The sequence below is a fragment of the Citrobacter sp. LST-B2 genome (genome assembly GCF_057983045.1).
Window position 1 is genome coordinate 4,311,973 of sequence record NZ_CP192598.1, and the last position, 16,895, is coordinate 4,328,867.

A 16,895-nucleotide genomic window follows, 5' to 3' on the forward strand; every position below is an offset into this window, starting at 1 on the left:
ACGTCATTTATTCTCTTGAGTCGTCGAAATCGTCGCTAAAATTATTATACTCAGCGGATTCGCCACTCAGAACGCGTTCTGATGTGCCAATGCCGTAATAACGTTAAGATTAACACGAAGTCACCGCAACTGCGGATATGAGTTACGAAAGCTTGCAATTCTAACCGCAGGCGCCGCCGTTGTCTTTAAGATTCAGGAGCGTAGTGCATGGAGTTTAGTGTAAAAAGCGGTAGCCCGGAGAAACAGCGGAGTGCCTGCATCGTCGTGGGCGTCTTTGAACCACGCCGCCTTTCTCCGGTTGCAGAACAGCTCGATAAAATCAGCGACGGGTACATCAGTGCCCTGTTGCGTCGTGGCGAACTGGAAGGCAAACCGGGTCAGACCCTGTTGTTACACCATGTCCCCAACGTACTGTCCGAGCGTATCCTCCTCATCGGTTGTGGCAAAGAACGCGAGCTGGATGAACGTCAGTATAAGCAGGTGATTCAGAAAACTATCAACACTCTGAATGATACCGGCTCAATGGAAGCCGTCTGCTTCCTGACCGAACTGCACGTCAAAGGCCGCAACAACTACTGGAAAGTGCGTCAGGCTGTCGAGACGGCCAAAGAGACGCTGTACAGCTTCGATCAACTGAAAACAACCAAAAGCGAGCCGCGCCGCCCGCTGCGTAAAATGGTCTTCAATGTGCCGACCCGCCGTGAGCTGACCAGCGGCGAGCGTGCGATTCAGCACGGTCTGGCCATTGCTGCCGGCATTAAGGCCGCGAAAGATCTCGGCAACATGCCGCCGAACATCTGTAACGCCGCCTATTTAGCCTCTCAGGCGCGCCAGTTAGCTGACAGCTACAGCAAGAATGTGGTCACCCGCGTCATCGGCGAACAGCAGATGAAAGAGCTGGGAATGCACGCATACCTCGCCGTCGGTCACGGTTCGCAGAATGAATCGCTGATGTCAGTGATTGAGTACAAAGGCAGTCCGTCCGAAGACGTGCGTCCGATTGTGTTGGTCGGTAAAGGGCTTACCTTTGACTCCGGCGGTATCTCCATCAAGCCAGCTGAAGGCATGGACGAGATGAAGTACGACATGTGCGGTGCGGCGGCAGTGTATGGCGTAATGCGCATGGTGGCGGAGCTTCAGTTGCCAATCAACGTCATCGGCGTGCTGGCAGGCTGTGAAAACATGCCAGGTGGTCGCGCCTATCGTCCGGGCGACGTACTGACGACCATGTCCGGTCAGACGGTTGAAGTGCTGAACACCGATGCCGAAGGCCGTCTGGTACTCTGCGACGTCTTAACCTACGTTGAGCGTTTCGAGCCAGAAGCGGTAATCGACGTGGCGACCCTGACGGGCGCCTGCGTGATTGCGCTGGGCCACCACATTACCGGTCTGATGTCGAACCATAACCCGCTGGCGCACGAGCTGATCGGCGCGTCCGAACAAGCGGGCGACCGCGCATGGCGTCTGCCGCTGGGTGATGAGTATCAGGAACAGCTGGAATCCAACTTCGCGGATATGGCGAATATCGGCGGCCGTCCTGGCGGCGCAATCACCGCAGGCTGTTTCCTGTCGCGCTTTACCCGCAAGTACAACTGGGCGCACCTCGACATCGCCGGTACCGCATGGCGTTCCGGGAAAGCCAAAGGCGCAACCGGTCGTCCGGTGGCGCTGTTGTCGCAGTTCCTGCTCAATCGTGCCGGTTTTTCTGGCGAAGAGTAAGTTTGAAATTGCCCCGTAGGCCGGATAAGCGCAGCGCCATCCGGCCTACGGTGTGCAATAAGACAACGCATTTAAATCCACCACAAGAAGCCCCATATCATGAGAAACGCAACGTTCTATCTTCTGGACAACGACACACAACACGATGGCCTTAGCGCCGTCGAGCAACTGGTGTGTGAGATTGCCGCAGAACGTTGGCGCAGCGGCAAACGCGTGTTAATTGCCTGCGAAGACGAAAAACAGGCGATTCGCCTGGATGAGGCGCTATGGGCCAGACCGGCTGACCGTTTCGTCCCGCACAATCTGGCCGGTGAAGGGCCGCGCGGCGGTGCGCCGGTAGAAATCGCCTGGCCGGAAAAACGCAACAGCAGTCCGCGCGATCTGCTCATCAGCCTGCGCGTTGGCTTTGCAGATTTTGCCACCGCTTTCACAGAAGTGATAGACTTCGTCCCTTACGAAGATTCTCTGAAACAATCGGCACGCGAACGCTACAAAGCCTACCGCGTGGCTGGTTTTAACCTGAATACGGCAACCTGGAAATAATGGAAAAGACATACAACCCCCAAGATATCGAACAGCCGCTTTACGAGCACTGGGAAAAGCAGGGCTATTTCAAGCCTAACGGCGATGAAAGCAAAGAGTCCTTCTGCATCATGATCCCGCCGCCGAACGTCACCGGCAGTTTGCATATGGGTCATGCTTTCCAGCAAACCATCATGGATACGCTGATCCGCTATCAGCGCATGCAGGGGAAAAATACCCTGTGGCAGGTCGGGACCGATCACGCCGGTATCGCGACCCAGATGGTGGTTGAGCGTAAAATTGCCGCTGAAGAAGGAAAAACCCGCCACGACTACGGTCGCGATGCCTTTATCGATAAAATCTGGCAGTGGAAAGCGGAATCCGGCGGTACCATCACCCGTCAGATGCGTCGTCTCGGCAACTCCGTGGACTGGGAGCGCGAGCGCTTCACCATGGACGAAGGTCTTTCCAATGCCGTGAAAGAAGTCTTTGTCCGCCTGTACAAAGAAGATCTGATTTACCGTGGCAAACGCCTGGTGAACTGGGATCCAAAACTGCGCACCGCCATTTCCGATCTGGAAGTAGAAAACCGCGAGTCTAAAGGCTCGATGTGGCACATCCGCTACCCGCTGGCCGACGGCGCAAAAACGGCTGACGGCAAAGATTACCTGGTGGTGGCGACCACCCGTCCGGAAACCCTGCTGGGCGATACCGGCGTGGCCGTTAACCCGGAAGATCCGCGTTATAAAGATCTGATTGGCAAATTCGTGGTGTTGCCGCTGGTGAACCGCCGCATTCCGATCGTCGGTGATGAACACGCCGACATGGAAAAAGGCACCGGCTGCGTGAAAATCACCCCGGCGCACGACTTTAACGACTACGAAGTCGGTCGTCGTCATGCCCTGCCAATGATCAACATCTTCACCTTTGATGGCGATATCCGCGAAACGGCGGAAGTGTACGACACCAAAGGCAATGAGTCCGACGTCTACTCCAACGAAATTCCGGCGGAATTCCAGAAACTGGAGCGCTTCGCCGCACGTAAAGCGGTGGTTGCGGCGATCGACGCGCTGGGCCTGCTGGAAGAAATTAAACCGCACGACCTGACCGTCCCGTACGGCGACCGTGGCGGCGTGGTCATCGAACCGATGCTGACCGACCAGTGGTACGTCCGTGCCGATGTGCTGGCAAAACCGGCGATAGAAGCCGTTGAGAACGGCGACATTCAGTTCGTGCCGAAGCAGTACGAAAACATGTATTTCTCCTGGATGCGCGATATTCAGGACTGGTGTATTTCCCGTCAGCTGTGGTGGGGTCACCGTATTCCTGCATGGTACGACAACGACGGTAACGTCTATGTGGGTCGCAACGAAGACGAAGTGCGTAAGGAAAACAACCTGAGCGCAGACGTTGCCCTGCGTCAGGACGACGACGTGCTGGATACTTGGTTCTCCTCCGCGCTGTGGACCTTCTCCACCCTCGGCTGGCCGGAAAACACCGACGCGCTGCGTCAGTTCCACCCAACCAGCGTGATGGTTTCCGGCTTTGACATCATCTTCTTCTGGATTGCCCGCATGATCATGATGACCATGCACTTCATCAAAGATGAAAATGGCAAGCCGCAGGTTCCGTTCAAAACCGTCTACATGACCGGTCTGATCCGCGACGACGAAGGCCAGAAGATGTCCAAGTCCAAGGGTAACGTAATTGACCCGCTGGATATGGTCGACGGTATTTCGTTACCGGAACTGCTGGAAAAACGTACCGGCAACATGATGCAGCCACAACTGGCTGAAAAAATTGCCAAACGTACCGAAAAACAGTTCCCGGACGGCATTGAACCGCACGGCACCGATGCCCTGCGTTTCACCCTCGCCGCGCTGGCTTCGACCGGTCGCGACATCAACTGGGACATGAAGCGCCTGGAAGGTTACCGTAACTTCTGTAACAAGCTGTGGAACGCCAGCCGTTTTGTGCTGATGAACACCGAAGAACAGGATTGCGGATTCAACGGCGGCGAGATGACACTGTCGCTGGCGGACCGCTGGATCCTCGCGGAATTCAACCAGACCACCAAAGCGTACCGTGAAGCACTGGATAACTTCCGCTTCGATATCGCCGCGGGCATTTTGTATGAGTTTACCTGGAACCAGTTCTGTGACTGGTACCTGGAGCTGACCAAACCGGTCATGACCGGCGGAACGGAAGCTGAACTGCGTGGCACCCGCCATACGCTGGTGACCGTGCTGGAAGGTCTGCTGCGCCTGGCGCACCCGATCATCCCGTTTATCACTGAAACCATCTGGCAGCGTGTGAAAGTGATTGCCGGCATTACCGCTGACACCATCATGCTGCAGCCGTTCCCGGAATATAACGCCGCACAGGTTGATGAAGCCGCACTCGCGGACACCGAATGGCTGAAGCAGGCGATCGTTGCCGTACGTAACATCCGTGCGGAAATGAACATTGCGCCGGGCAAACCGCTTGAGCTGCTGCTGCGGGGTTGCAGCGATGACGCGATGCGTCGCGTAAACGACAACCGCAGCTTCCTGCTGAACCTGGCGCGTCTGGAAAGCATCACCGTACTGCCTGCTGATGACAAGGGTCCGGTCTCCGTGACTAAAATCATCGACGGCGCCGAACTGCTGATCCCGATGGCGGGTCTCATCAATAAAGACGATGAACTGGCGCGTCTGGCGAAAGAAGTGGCGAAAATCGAAGGCGAAATTAGCCGTATCGAAAACAAACTCGCTAACGAAGGCTTTGTGGCGCGTGCGCCGGAAGCGGTGATCGCCAAAGAGCGTGAGAAGCTGGAAGGTTATGCCGAGGCGAAAGCGAAACTGATTGAGCAGCAGGCGGTTATCGCCGCGCTGTAATCGCGGAAAGCGATAATGTATAAAGGCCGGAGCTTGCTCCGGCCTTTTTTATCACTACATAAAATTGAGCGTCGGCATCACGCCGCGTGAGAGTCGCGATACCAGACCGTTATCCACGCGCTCATCGCTGTCAGCAAGTGGTAACGTATCGAGATCGCCCACCACGTACGTATTTTTCGCCAGCCAGGTAATCAGCCACATGCGCAGCAGTGGATACGCCAGCCCACCAGTGATAGCAGAAATCACATATAACCCCCCCAGGCGATAAACCATGCCATGGAAAGTCAGCGTGGAACGAAAACGAATGTGTCCGTCGGCGAGTTGCAGGTTATTCAGAAAGTGATTACGAAACGCCACAATCAAATAACTCATTGAAATGGCAATGCCCAGATAATAGATAATCTGGCTTATCACAATCTGTCGTTGATATTCGATGAGGATTAACGCTTCAATTTCCTCTTCCGCCATCCCCGTCACATCGAGTTCGTATATCGATTTAAACAGAGCAATCGCGATAAAACCGACCACGGCGAGAAAAGGCAGCAGCGCTGCCATGGCCAGAATCGCGGATTTAATACAATGCCAGACATTTATCTGCACAGAGAATGCGTGGACACCAAAGCGGCCGCCATCCCCCACCATCCTCATCAACCGACTGTACGTCACCCCGCTGACCACTCCCACGCCGGCAAGGCCCGTCAGCCCCAGCACGATTACCGTGAAAATCACTTCTCCCGGGCTTTCTGTTGGACACACCTGTAGCAGGCAAAATATCACCACCCCCAGCGCCATAAGCAACAGCATGGGCAGACACAGAATATTCCAGAATGCCTTAAGCGCAGAGAAACGAAAACCAAAACGGATACTATTTAACGAGGTCTTCACTGCCTGATATTGCAGATTTTTCATCACCAGGACAGGTATTGCTAAGATCAGTGCTGCCAGTAAGGCCGCGCCAATGAAAAAATATTCCATGCTTATCAATGTCATGCCTGCAATATAAATCACCAGCAGCATAAACCAGCTCAGGAACACATCGCCACCTGTCACCTTCCAGCTAAACGGCTGTCCATTTAAGGTCATATTGGAATAAATATAGCGACGGCATTTCATTAATGCCCACGGCAGGTAAATTCCTAATGTCACCAGTACCAGCAACGAATTGACCAGACAAATAAGAAAATAACTTCCGCCATCGCCACGAAATTCAAAAGCGTGTGATGGTGCATCTTCTTTTATAAGATATTCCTGCATAATAAATCCCTGTCGTTAATCATCCTTAAAAATACACATTATTAGCAGGCAATAGAAATACCAGCCAATAGAGATATTACCTTATTATCTGCATAAATAACATCCACCCGCTATGTTATAAGGTGCTTGCATCACCTGGCCGGGGATGCTATTAGTTCAAATTATTAGTATTGTTTAACCGGGTAGTAAAATGAATGTTTTTGACGCGCTCACGTTACGTCGCCTGACGGCCAGGGATAACCAGGTCATCGCTGCCGTTATCCGTCAGGTTTCCGCCGAATATGGCCTTACCGCTGATAAAGGCTATACCGTTGCCGATCCAAATCTTGATGAGCTGTATCAGCTCTACTCGCAACCAGGACATGCATATTGGGTGGTGGAGCGTAATGGCGAAGTGGTGGGGGGCGGCGGAATTGCGCCGTTAACCTGTAGCGAACCCGATATTTGCGAACTGCAAAAAATGTACTTTTTGCCCGTGGCGCGCGGACAAGGCATGGCGAAAAAGCTGGCGCTGATGGCGATGGATCACGCCCGCGCGCTGGGATTTAAACATTGCTATCTGGAAACGACCGCCTTTTTACGCGAGGCGATTGGTCTGTACGAACATTTAGGGTTTGAGCATATCAGCGAACCGCTTGGCTGCACCGGGCACGTCGATTGCGAAGTGCGGATGCTCAAACCCCTGTAATACCGGCTATTGCATCTCAGGCGATACCGAAAGTCGAATCACGCCAGCGGCCTGCGCGGCTGGCAATTTCAGCACTTCCGTCCACATATCCTGCACCAGATTGCAGACGACCTTTTCTTTCCCGATCCCCTTCTCCGGCTCAGCCATAAGCTGAACATCCTGCCCGTAGCGCTGCACCAGTACTGGTACGACGCTTTGCAGATCCTGCATGGCCTGCTGCTTCTCGGTGTCGGTTACCGTGTGTTTATTAGGACCGTATGCCGCTCGCATCATCGCCGCATCGCCTTCCATACGCCGTTTCAGAATATCCGGTGAGATCAGACGCGTCGGGTTAATGCCGCCTTTGACCTGCGGGAAGAGAAAGCGGAAACACTCATCGTCGCCTTTTTTCTGCACCGCCGCAGTCTGTTCGAGATTGATCTTCATATAGTCAATGACATTACTGTCCGGCGCCTGCTGTAAACGCGACATCTGAATTTGCAGCACCTGCGGTTGAATGGTATCGATTATTTGTTGTTCGGTTTTGCCTTCATTTTTCAGCTGCAGCGCCTGGGTGCGAAGATGGACCCAAAATGCCGGCTCCTGTTCCTTCAGTACCTGAAACGTCGGCATTTGCAGTAGCGCGGCATCAAACTGCTGCTCTTCCGTCTGACCGGACGCCGCTTTTTCTCGCGGGATCAGGTAGTGCACGTCAAACAGGTTCCACGCGACGATCGCCACAATCATCAGCACCGCGCCAGAAGCCTTCCCTACCCAGCCTTTTTTACGCATGAGCCCTATCACCGCGGCGATGACCGCGCCGACGTAGCCTGCGAGAAGTACATGTGTCCAGTTCATCGGTATTGGTATTCCTTGCCCTGAAAAAGAGACATTTTTCACTGCCCACGTCGGGATGTCACCTTGCGGCGGGCAGAACTACCGAAATTAAGAGGCGACGGGGACACCGCTGTGAAAGCGAAACTCGTTGTCCGGCGAGACGATCAGCGCCGCTTCCACGTCGCCAAAATAGCGGACGCGGGGAGAAATATCTTCCTGCGAAACCTGTTGCGCCAGCGCCAGATAGTCCTGATAGTGGCGCGCTTCGGATCGCAGCAGCGACAGATAGAACTTTTGCAGATCGTCATCGAGAAACGGAGCCAGCGCGGCGAAGCGTTCACAGGAGCGCGCTTCGATGTAAGCACCGCAAATCAGCTTATCAATCAGCGTCAGCGGCTCGTGCGTGCGCACCGCTTTCAGCATCCCTTTCGCGTAGCGACTGGCGGTGATCTTCACGTAAGGAATGTTGCGGGCCTGCATCGCTTCGCGCACCTGCCAGAAATGGTGCAATTCTTCCTTTATCAACAACACCATGCTGTCGATAAGCTGGCGGCCCCACGGATCGTCCGTTTCCGGCATTACGCTTTTACCAATCTGTTTATGGAGCGCAACAAAGTCCGGTTCCGGCCCTTCCCGGAAGGCAAAGGCTTCATACGGCTGTAGCCAGGCGAGCAGCGCATCCGCACCCGGTTTATCCGCTACATACTTACGCACCAATAGCATCGCCGTTTGCGCCGCCTTGAGTTCGCATATCAGATGATCGGTGAGCAGCAGAGGGAGGTTTTGCGGATCGCGCGCCTGGTCAATCCATGCCTGCGGGGTCGGACAGTGCAGAAAGTTAAGCACCGGAGAAAGTATTTGCGGGTAGTTCATGAGTAACCTGTTGGAAGAGTACGACAGCAGGCGCTGCCGTACTTTTTAACGCCTGGTAATCTTAGTGACGCACGCCGTCGTCATCTTCGTCGACGTAGTCTTCGTCGTCGCCCTCTTCACCGTCTTCACCGTTCGGATCTTCAAAGTAGGTGCCCCAGCCGTCGTATTCGACGTCATATTTCTCGGCCAGGTTCATCAACTGTTCAACCTGCGCGTCGATAAGGTCAGCTTTCAGCGCACATTCACTGAGGATATCGCAGCAAATCACAGTGTCGCCTTCTTCGACTTCCAGCTCTTCTGGCTCAGTGACTTCGTAGCCGAGTTTAAACGCTTCTACCGCCGCTTTTTCCAGGGTTTCGAAATCGTCTGCGGAAAGGTGGTGTTCGATGGTGTACAGCGCGTCCGGGTCGCTACCATCATCCAGTAATTCTTCAATAATCAGGCGCGTCTCTTCACGCTGCTCTTCCAGTAGTTCCGGGTTTGCCATGGCTCGTTCCTCATAATGTCCTGCCGATACTCTTATTGTCACATACCGCCGTCATTGCCTCCACCTTTCCAGAAAAGATTTGTGAAACGGGGTTGCAAATGCATAATCATCCATATAAATTGAATTTTAATTCAATAGATGGCATTCGCCATAGGAGGGAACTATGTCAGGTTTTTATCAGAAGCATTTTTTAAAGTTACTCGATTTCACCCCTGCTGAACTCACCGCACTCGTCCAACTTGCCGCAAAACTGAAAGCTGATAAGAAAAATGGCAAAGAAGAACAAAAGCTTACTGGCAAAAACATCGCGCTCATCTTCGAAAAAGACTCGACCCGTACACGATGCTCTTTCGAAGTTGCCGCTTACGACCAGGGGGCTCGCGTCACTTATCTCGGTTCCAGCGGCAGCCAGATTGGGCATAAAGAGTCAATTAAAGACACCGCGCGCGTGCTGGGCCGGATGTATGACGGCATTCAGTATCGCGGTTACGGTCAGGAAGTAGTCGAAACGCTGGCCGAATATGCCGGTGTACCGGTATGGAATGGGTTGACCAACGAGTTCCATCCTACGCAATTACTGGCTGACCTGCTGACGATGCAGGAACATCTACCAGGTAAGGCGTTTAACGAGATGACGCTGGTTTACGCGGGCGATGCGCGCAATAACATGGGTAACTCAATGCTGGAAGCCGCCGCGCTCACCGGGCTGGACCTGCGTCTGGTGGCCCCCAAAAGCTGCTGGCCGGAAGCGTCGCTGGTCGCAGAATGCAGCGCAATGGCGAAGAAAAATGGCGGTAACATTACGCTCACCGAAGATATCGCGGCTGGCGTGAAAGGGGCGGACTTTATCTACACCGATGTCTGGGTGTCGATGGGCGAACCGAAAGAGATGTGGGCGGAACGTATCGCCATGCTGCGCGACTATCAGGTCAACAGCCAGATGATGGCGCTTTCGGGGAATCCGCAGGTGAAGTTTCTGCACTGCCTGCCCGCATTTCATGACGATCAGACCTCGCTCGGTAAAAAAATGGCGGAGGAATTTGGTCTGCACGGCGGAATGGAAGTCACCGATGAGGTGTTTGAATCCCCGGCCAGTATTGTGTTTGACCAGGCTGAAAACCGGATGCACACCATTAAAGCAGTGATGGTGGCGACGCTGGCGCAGTAATATTGTTCGCAAAGAAAAACCCCACATAACACTGTGGGGTTCATCACCAGTCTGAGCCGAAAATCACCATTTTCGCCCAGTATTACAACCGTGAATTATGCGCCCATTGGCGGCGTAAACGCGGTAAGTTCCAGCTCCGGTCCGGTGTATTTCTCCGCCATCACCAGCGCAGTGTTGCCCGCGCAGCCATTCGCCAGACGCGAGGTCGGGATGTCTTTGGTAAGCACGTTAGCTCCACCGTTTTTACAGATCCCGGTACCTGCGTAATCCAGATCCGGCCATGCGCCTTCATGGATACATACCACACCTTGCTTGATGCCATCAGTAACCTTCGCGCCGGTTAACACCTGTCCACGCGTGTTCCAGACACGCACCAAATCGCCGTCGGCAATGCCACGTTTTTTCGCATCTTCTGGATGGATGTATAACGGCTCGCGGTTGGCCACCGCATACTGTTTGCGCAGCGACGCATAGTTAAGCTGACTGTGTAAACGGTGCGCCGGGTGCGCGGTCAACAGCTGCAGTTCACCCTCTTTAGCGTTGCCAGCCCATTCGTCTGGTTCCAGCCAGGTCGGATGCGCCGGGCAATCCTTATAGTTGAAACCTTCGATGGTTTTCGAGTAAATCTCGATTTTACCGCTCGGCGTGCCCAGCGGGTTCATCACCGGGTCCTTGCGGAAATCGGCATAGCGCACGAAAACTTCTTCTTTCGGGTTCTTACGCATTTCGATCAGCTTGTTCGCTTCCCAGAAGGCGGTGAACTGCGGCATATTGACGCGCTGCTGGCGCGCGCCTTTCTGCGCCACGTCGTAGAACTCGCGCAGCCAGTCCATTTCGCTCTTGCCCTCGGTATAAACGGCTTTACCGCCTGGTTTCAGCAGCTCAGCCATATCCGCGAACACATCAAAATCATTGCGGGCTTCGAACTGTGGGGGGATGGCTTGTTTCATCGGCACCAGATGCTGGTTGCTGTAGTCACCGGTCATGGTCAGATCGTTACGTTCAAACGATGTGGTGATCGGCAGAACAATATCCGCGTGCTTGGCGGCAGCCGTCCAGTAGCACTCGGAGATCACCACCAGTTCCGGTTTTTGCCAGGCTTTTACCAGGCGGTTGGTATCCTGATGATGAGTGAAGTTGCCACCGCCGGCCCACCAGATCATGCGCAGATCGGGGAAGGTTTGTTCCTTACCGTTATGTTGATATTTGCCGCCGGGGTTTTCCAGGGCTTCAACGATACGCGCAACCGGGAACGCTTCCACCGCATCGGAGGTTGCCCAGTCGTTGCCAGCAGACGAGCCGCCTGCGATTGTCGCTGAAATGGCCGACAGCACTCCGCCACTGCGAGTTGGGTTGCCGCCGTTAGAGTAATGGTAAGAGAAACCAAAACCGCCGCCCTCGGTACCAATCTGGCCGAGCATCGCCGCCAGGGTAACCAGCATCCAGTGGCGCTGTTCACCATACTGCTGACGCTGAATGCCCCAACCCGCCATCAGCATGGTTTTATTCTTGGCAAAGATTTCCGCCAGAATTTCCATTTGCTTCGCCGGAACGCCGCAAATCTTCTCGGCCCAGGCCGGATTTTTCGGCGTGTTGTCGTTTTTACCCGTCAGATACGCTTCGAATTCGCCATAGCCAGTGGTGTATTTATCGAGGAAGGCTTTGTCATGCAGTCCTTTTTCTACCAGCGCGGACGCAATACCTAACATCAGCGCCACGTCGGTACCCATATTCGGCGCAATCCACTGTGCTTTATCACCGAAGAAATCGATAGTTTCTGAGCGTTGCGGATCGATGGCGATAACAGTTTTGCCGGACGCTTTCAGTTTATTGAAGTACTCGAGGCCTTGCTCATCCGTACTGGTCCAGGCAATTTTCAGGGTGTTCAGTGGGTTAAGACCCCACAGGACCACCACCTGACTATGTTCGAGGATCAGCGGCCATGCCGTTTGCTGTTCGTAAACTTCTACCGAGCCGACGACGTGCGGCATGATCACCTGCGCCGCGCCAGTGGAGTAGTCGCCGGTATGCCCGGTATAGCCGCCCGCCATGCTCATGTAACGCTGCAGCAGCGTCTGCGCTTTGTGCAGCACACCACTGGAGCGCCAGCCATAAGATCCCGCAAAAATGGAAGATGGGCCATGCTCGGCACGGATACGGGCGTGCTGCTCGTGGATGAGCTTCAGAGCGTCTTCCCATGACACTTTGACGAATTCGTCTTTACCACGATTGCCATCCGGTTTGCCCGGCGCATTGAGGAAGCCTTTACGCACCATCGGAGATTGAATACGGCACGGGGTATGCGCCTGATCGGGTGCGGTAGTTTGCAGATCGTTGGGAATCGTTTTCGCCAGCGCACCGCGCGACGACACAATTTTGCCGTCTTTAACGTCGATGTACATCGCCCCCCAACGTCCTGCGGTCAGGATGGCATTACCCGGCGCGTCTGCTGCCCACGCTGGCATCGGGATTGCCGAGGTAATCATCATCGCGCCAGCGGAACCGCCAGCATACTTAATAAAGTTACGTCGTGTAAGGTTCATAGGTTTTCCTTTAATCGTAATTGTTAGTTATTCCTTAGAGGTAAAATCTTTGGCGTGATACTGGAACCAGCGAGTCAGGATGTCTAAATCCTCGGCGCTAATATCCGTTCTCGCGCCCATCCCTTTTGCTACGGAAGGCCAGGCATTTAAGGTGTAATGTTCGGAGGAAATCGGCGCATGACATCCGGAACAATACGTTTTGTCGAGAGTTTTGGCGTAATCCCAGATCACGTCGGGTTTACTCAGTGCGGGTTCAGCCAGAGGTGCGCGTAGAGACACATTGCGCCATGCGTTTCCGTAGGGATCCTTTTCCCAGTCGCTGGAGATTTTGAGCGCTTTTTGACCTTCGTCGGTAAGTGTGGCAAGGACCAAACGCTGACCCGCCGCGAAGTAAATCACCTGTTCAGCGCCTTGCATTTGGCTACCGATAATCTCCACTTCCCGCGCATCGCCGGAATGTCCCACCACGTTCAGTTTGGTGGCCGGATAAACTGTGCCCAGGTTACCCAGTGCGGCAGGCGCGACGGGGTACACTTCTTTCGCATCAACCGGCGTCTGGCGTGCGTTTTCCATCAGCGCATCATGCGCTTTGGTGTCAATGGTGATTTCAGGCGGGAAGTGCGCGATACCTTTATGGCAATCAATACAGGTTTGTTTTTCTTTAATACCCAGCGCATGCATTTTCTGTGCATCGGCACTCTGCTTTTGAAGATCCATGGCGTCAAACTGATGGCACGAGCGGCAGGTCGCCGAATCGTTAGCTTTCATCTGCTCCCAGACGGTCTCCGCCATCTCAAGGCGATGCGCCTCATATTTTTCCGGTGTATCAATTTTGCCGGTGACAAACTCATGCCAGATATCCTTACTGGCCCGAACTTTGGTGATCAGGTAATCCATACCCGATTGCGGAATGTGGCAATCACGGCACTCCGCACGGATACCTTTTTGGTTCATAAAGTGCGCAGATCCCTGGTACTCTTCATAGGGTGCTTGCATTGTGTGGCAGGAGAGACAAAACGAGGTGTCTGACGTTTTATGCATCATCCACATAGATGACAGCACGAGTGCTCCCCCCAGCAGAATGCCCACGAATACAAGACCCGCTATCCACTTCCATTTTTTATTCATACCTTGCCCTGAAATTAATTCAAAAGTTAATATTTAATTTTGTGTAATGTATTTTGCTGGATGATTTTTCAACAAGAATTGATGTAACACAAAAGTGTTATTAACCAGAAAGAGTTAAACGTGCTTTTGATCGAGTTTTTGAAAGTTAACAGGAAAGGTTACAGCTAACGGTATGTTGTGACTGAAGTTATGGCGATAGCGATATGAAATTAAATATATAACGACTAACTAAAATCAAGCCACCGTTATATATTTAAATATATAAGTAAATAATGTGATCGCGGTGCACTATTAATGCCTGAAATAAACCGTTTTTACCGTTCGGTTAACATCTGAATGAAGATAAATGCAGTTTATTATTTTTACCGCATGCGCAGACGCAAGGATCGTTACGGACGAATGCAGGATAAATCATAAAAAGGACAGCCGCTCCGATTCACGGAGCGGCTGAGCAATGCCTGCCTTTCTGTTTAAGCCACCAGCAGTTTAACCACCGCTTTACGCACCGGCGCAGGCGTGCCGACGGCGCACAGCGGTTTGTGCACTTCTTGCGGATAAAAGACGACAAAGTCACCTTCATTCAGGATCAATGTTTTCTCCTGCTCCCCTTCCGCTAAAAAGGCGATGTCTTTATCAGCCAGCCAGTCGGTATCCGGTTTACCGGCAGGCAGTACGCTGAAGGTCATTCCTTCCTGCCCTTTCAGCACGATCTGAATATCCAGATAGCGCGCGTGATACTCCGCACGACGCTTCTCGAACGGTTCGGTCATATCTTCAGAAATCAGGTAGAACAGACGGCTACCGTCAATCTCATGTTTCCCCTTCTCCGTCGCCTCGGTGACGTTTGCCTTAATGTACTCAATCGCCTGGCGGAGTTCTTCAGGAAGCCAGGATTGCAGATGGTGAATATTACCAACGATCATCTCATACCCCTCATTCAAAACAGCGTTTCAATTTTAGTTGTTATACGGAAAAAAACCCGAGCGTGCCATCGCTATCATGCAAAGTTTTGCGTCAGCGCATGTTTATCGCTGAAGTTGTTGACTGTCTGTTAACGCTAAACAGCGATCTATGCATCTTTAATGCATAAAATGTAAACACACCCAATAGACAATGCTATCAAGCTATTGTTATATAATGGTTTACAAGAAAAACCATTAGTCGATCACAATTCATTTCCACTGCTTAATCAATGACAATCGCCATATTTATTGCTCAATTTACTTTATAGCGAAAATAATATAATTCACAATACGCATATCTATGCAGTAAATTATTATTAGTCTATAAAAATCATGATGTTACATTGACATCATTCTTTGCTTTAGCCAACAAACAATTAACACAAAAGAATAATCTGACGTATAAATGCGTAGTAATTCAGGTAAAGACTTTTTATTTTTGTTATTTCTCAGACCTCCGTCATATATTAATTAAGAAAAAACAAATAACCGAATGGATGTGAAATTCATCACATTCCTGACTTCTAAATAATTCAATGATGCCTCTCGAAAAATATCGGAACAGTTATGACTGCGAGCATTTTCATTATTCGCAGCCACCCCCTTTTTATTCCTGAAATAGAGTGAAAGGTATCGTAATGGAAAAACATTATGTCGGTTCTGAAATCGGCCAACTACGCAGTGTGATGTTGCATCGCCCTAATCTCAGCCTGAAACGCCTCACGCCGTCTAACTGCCAGGAGCTGCTGTTTGATGACGTACTGTCCGTCGAACGTGCAGGTGAAGAGCATGATATTTTCGCCAACACGTTACGCGAGCAGGGTATCGAAGTTCTGTTACTGACTGATTTACTGACACAAACTCTGGATATCTCGGATGCCAAAAGCTGGCTACTGGAAACGCAAATCTCGGATTACCGACTTGGCCCGACTTTCGCCACCGACATCCGCGCCTGGCTGGCCGATATGCCGCACCGGGAACTGGCCCGTCATTTAAGCGGCGGACTCACCTACGGTGAAATTCCCGCCTCAATTAAAAATATGGTGGTGGATACCCACGATATTAATGACTTTATTATGAAGCCATTGCCAAACCATTTATTTACCCGCGATACCTCCTGCTGGATATATAACGGCGTATCCATTAACCCAATGGCCAAACCGGCTCGCCAGCGTGAAACGAATAATCTGCGGGCCATCTATCGCTGGCATCCGCAATTTGCTGACGGCGATTTTATTAAATATTTCGGCGACGAGAATATCAATTACGACCATGCCACCTTAGAAGGCGGCGATGTGCTGGTCATCGGGCGCGGTGCGGTGCTAATCGGCATGTCTGAACGCACGACGCCGCAGGGAATTGAGTTCCTTGCCCAGTCGCTTTTTAACCATCGTCAGGCCGAACGGGTGATTGCCGTTGAGCTTCCCAAACACCGCTCCTGTATGCACCTCGACACCGTCATGACCCACATCGATATCGACACCTTCTCCGTCTACCCGGAAGTGGTGCGCCAGGACGTGCAGTGCTGGACCTTAACGCCAGACGGGCGCGGTGGCCTGAAACGTACCGAAGAACGCACGTTGATTAACGCCATTGAGAAAGCGCTCGACATCGATCAGGTGCGTCTGATTACCACCGGCGGCGACGCCTTTGAAGCCGAGCGTGAGCAGTGGAACGACGCCAACAACGTCCTCACGCTGCGCCCCGGCGTCGTCGTGGGCTACGAGCGCAACATCTGGACCAACGAGAAATATGACAAAGCCGGCATCACCGTGCTGCCAATCCCTGGCGATGAACTGGGGCGCGGACGCGGCGGCGCACGCTGCATGAGTTGCCCACTGGAACGCGATGGCATTTAA

15 protein-coding genes are annotated in these 16,895 nt (G+C 52.6%); 7 read left to right on the forward strand and 8 right to left on the reverse strand.

Going from position 1 to position 16,895, the window contains the following annotated elements:
* Nucleotides 1-3 precede the first annotated feature (3 nt).
* Nucleotides 4-54: a protein YtgA gene (ytgA, locus tag ACQ0PY_RS20795; protein ID WP_211180521.1), complete on the reverse strand. Its 51-nt coding sequence runs from the start codon at nt 52-54 to the stop codon at nt 4-6.
* A 153-nt stretch (nt 55-207) separates the two neighbouring features.
* Here ytgA and pepA point away from each other — a divergent pair, with 153 nt between their 5' ends.
* The 3 genes from pepA (at nt 208) to ACQ0PY_RS20810 (ending at nt 5,117) form a co-directional block, all read left to right on the forward strand.
* Nucleotides 208-1,719 carry a leucyl aminopeptidase gene (gene pepA / locus ACQ0PY_RS20800; protein WP_044253264.1) on the forward strand — a complete coding sequence of 504 codons (1,512 nt, stop codon included), beginning with the start codon at nt 208-210 and terminating at the stop codon, nt 1,717-1,719.
* A gap of 99 nt (nt 1,720-1,818) precedes the next feature.
* Complete coding sequence (gene holC / locus ACQ0PY_RS20805) at nt 1,819-2,262, forward strand: DNA polymerase III subunit chi (RefSeq protein WP_042999255.1); 444 nt, start codon at nt 1,819-1,821, stop codon at nt 2,260-2,262.
* Nucleotides 2,262-5,117: a valine--tRNA ligase gene (locus ACQ0PY_RS20810; RefSeq protein ID WP_109739522.1), complete on the forward strand. Its 2,856-nt coding sequence runs from the start codon at nt 2,262-2,264 to the stop codon at nt 5,115-5,117. The genes holC and ACQ0PY_RS20810 overlap by 1 nt, the downstream gene beginning before the upstream one ends.
* 54 nt (nt 5,118-5,171) lie before the next feature.
* Here the strand turns inward: ACQ0PY_RS20810 and ACQ0PY_RS20815 are convergent, their stop codons facing one another.
* Nucleotides 5,172-6,371, reverse strand: a complete 1,200-nt coding sequence (locus ACQ0PY_RS20815; protein ID WP_042999253.1) for a YjgN family protein — start codon at nt 6,369-6,371, stop codon at nt 5,172-5,174.
* A gap of 190 nt (nt 6,372-6,561) precedes the next feature.
* On the opposite strand from ACQ0PY_RS20815, the gene ACQ0PY_RS20820 reads away from it, so the two are divergent.
* Entirely contained in the window at nt 6,562-7,059 is a 498-nt protein-coding gene (locus ACQ0PY_RS20820; RefSeq protein ID WP_044253259.1) for a GNAT family N-acetyltransferase, read from the forward strand.
* 6 nt (nt 7,060-7,065) lie between these two features.
* Here ACQ0PY_RS20820 and ACQ0PY_RS20825 read toward each other — a convergent pair whose 3' ends face one another.
* From ACQ0PY_RS20825 to rraB, 3 genes are all read right to left on the reverse strand, one after another.
* The gene (locus ACQ0PY_RS20825) at nt 7,066-7,896 is read right to left on the reverse strand and encodes a hypothetical protein (protein ID WP_044253257.1); all 831 of its coding nucleotides are present in this window, start codon (nt 7,894-7,896) and stop codon (nt 7,066-7,068) included.
* Nucleotides 7,897-7,983: 87 nt separating this feature from the next.
* Nucleotides 7,984-8,748: a tRNA isopentenyl-2-thiomethyl-A-37 hydroxylase MiaE gene (gene miaE, locus ACQ0PY_RS20830; RefSeq protein WP_042999250.1), complete on the reverse strand. Its 765-nt coding sequence runs from the start codon at nt 8,746-8,748 to the stop codon at nt 7,984-7,986.
* Nucleotides 8,749-8,809: 61 nt separating this feature from the next.
* Entirely contained in the window at nt 8,810-9,235 is a 426-nt protein-coding gene (gene rraB, locus ACQ0PY_RS20835; RefSeq protein ID WP_042999249.1) for a ribonuclease E inhibitor RraB, read from the reverse strand.
* Between the two features lie 98 nt (nt 9,236-9,333).
* Between rraB and argL the strand changes: the two genes are divergently transcribed.
* Both argL and argF read left to right on the forward strand, forming a co-directional pair.
* Nucleotides 9,334-9,429, forward strand: a complete 96-nt coding sequence (gene argL, locus ACQ0PY_RS20840; RefSeq protein WP_371192323.1) for a putative translational regulatory protein ArgL — start codon at nt 9,334-9,336, stop codon at nt 9,427-9,429.
* Nucleotides 9,399-10,403 carry an ornithine carbamoyltransferase gene (argF, locus tag ACQ0PY_RS20845; protein ID WP_061069577.1) on the forward strand — a complete coding sequence of 335 codons (1,005 nt, stop codon included), beginning with the start codon at nt 9,399-9,401 and terminating at the stop codon, nt 10,401-10,403. The genes argL and argF overlap by 31 nt, the downstream gene beginning before the upstream one ends.
* Nucleotides 10,404-10,498: 95 nt before the next feature.
* Here argF and ACQ0PY_RS20850 read toward each other — a convergent pair whose 3' ends face one another.
* The 3 genes from ACQ0PY_RS20850 to ACQ0PY_RS20860 all read right to left on the reverse strand — a co-directional run bounded on the left by ACQ0PY_RS20850 (nt 10,499) and on the right by ACQ0PY_RS20860 (nt 14,997).
* On the reverse strand, nt 10,499-12,946 hold the full coding sequence (locus ACQ0PY_RS20850; protein WP_046401402.1) for a molybdopterin guanine dinucleotide-containing S/N-oxide reductase: 2,448 nt from the start codon (nt 12,944-12,946) through the stop codon (nt 10,499-10,501).
* 27 nt (nt 12,947-12,973) lie between these two features.
* Nucleotides 12,974-14,074 carry a NapC/NirT family cytochrome c gene (locus ACQ0PY_RS20855; protein WP_042999247.1) on the reverse strand — a complete coding sequence of 367 codons (1,101 nt, stop codon included), beginning with the start codon at nt 14,072-14,074 and terminating at the stop codon, nt 12,974-12,976.
* 470 nt (nt 14,075-14,544) lie between these two features.
* On the reverse strand, nt 14,545-14,997 hold the full coding sequence (locus tag ACQ0PY_RS20860; protein ID WP_042999246.1) for a YhcH/YjgK/YiaL family protein: 453 nt from the start codon (nt 14,995-14,997) through the stop codon (nt 14,545-14,547).
* Nucleotides 14,998-15,674: 677 nt separating this feature from the next.
* Here ACQ0PY_RS20860 and arcA point away from each other — a divergent pair.
* Entirely contained in the window at nt 15,675-16,895 is a 1,221-nt protein-coding gene (gene arcA / locus ACQ0PY_RS20865; RefSeq protein WP_109739524.1) for an arginine deiminase, read from the forward strand.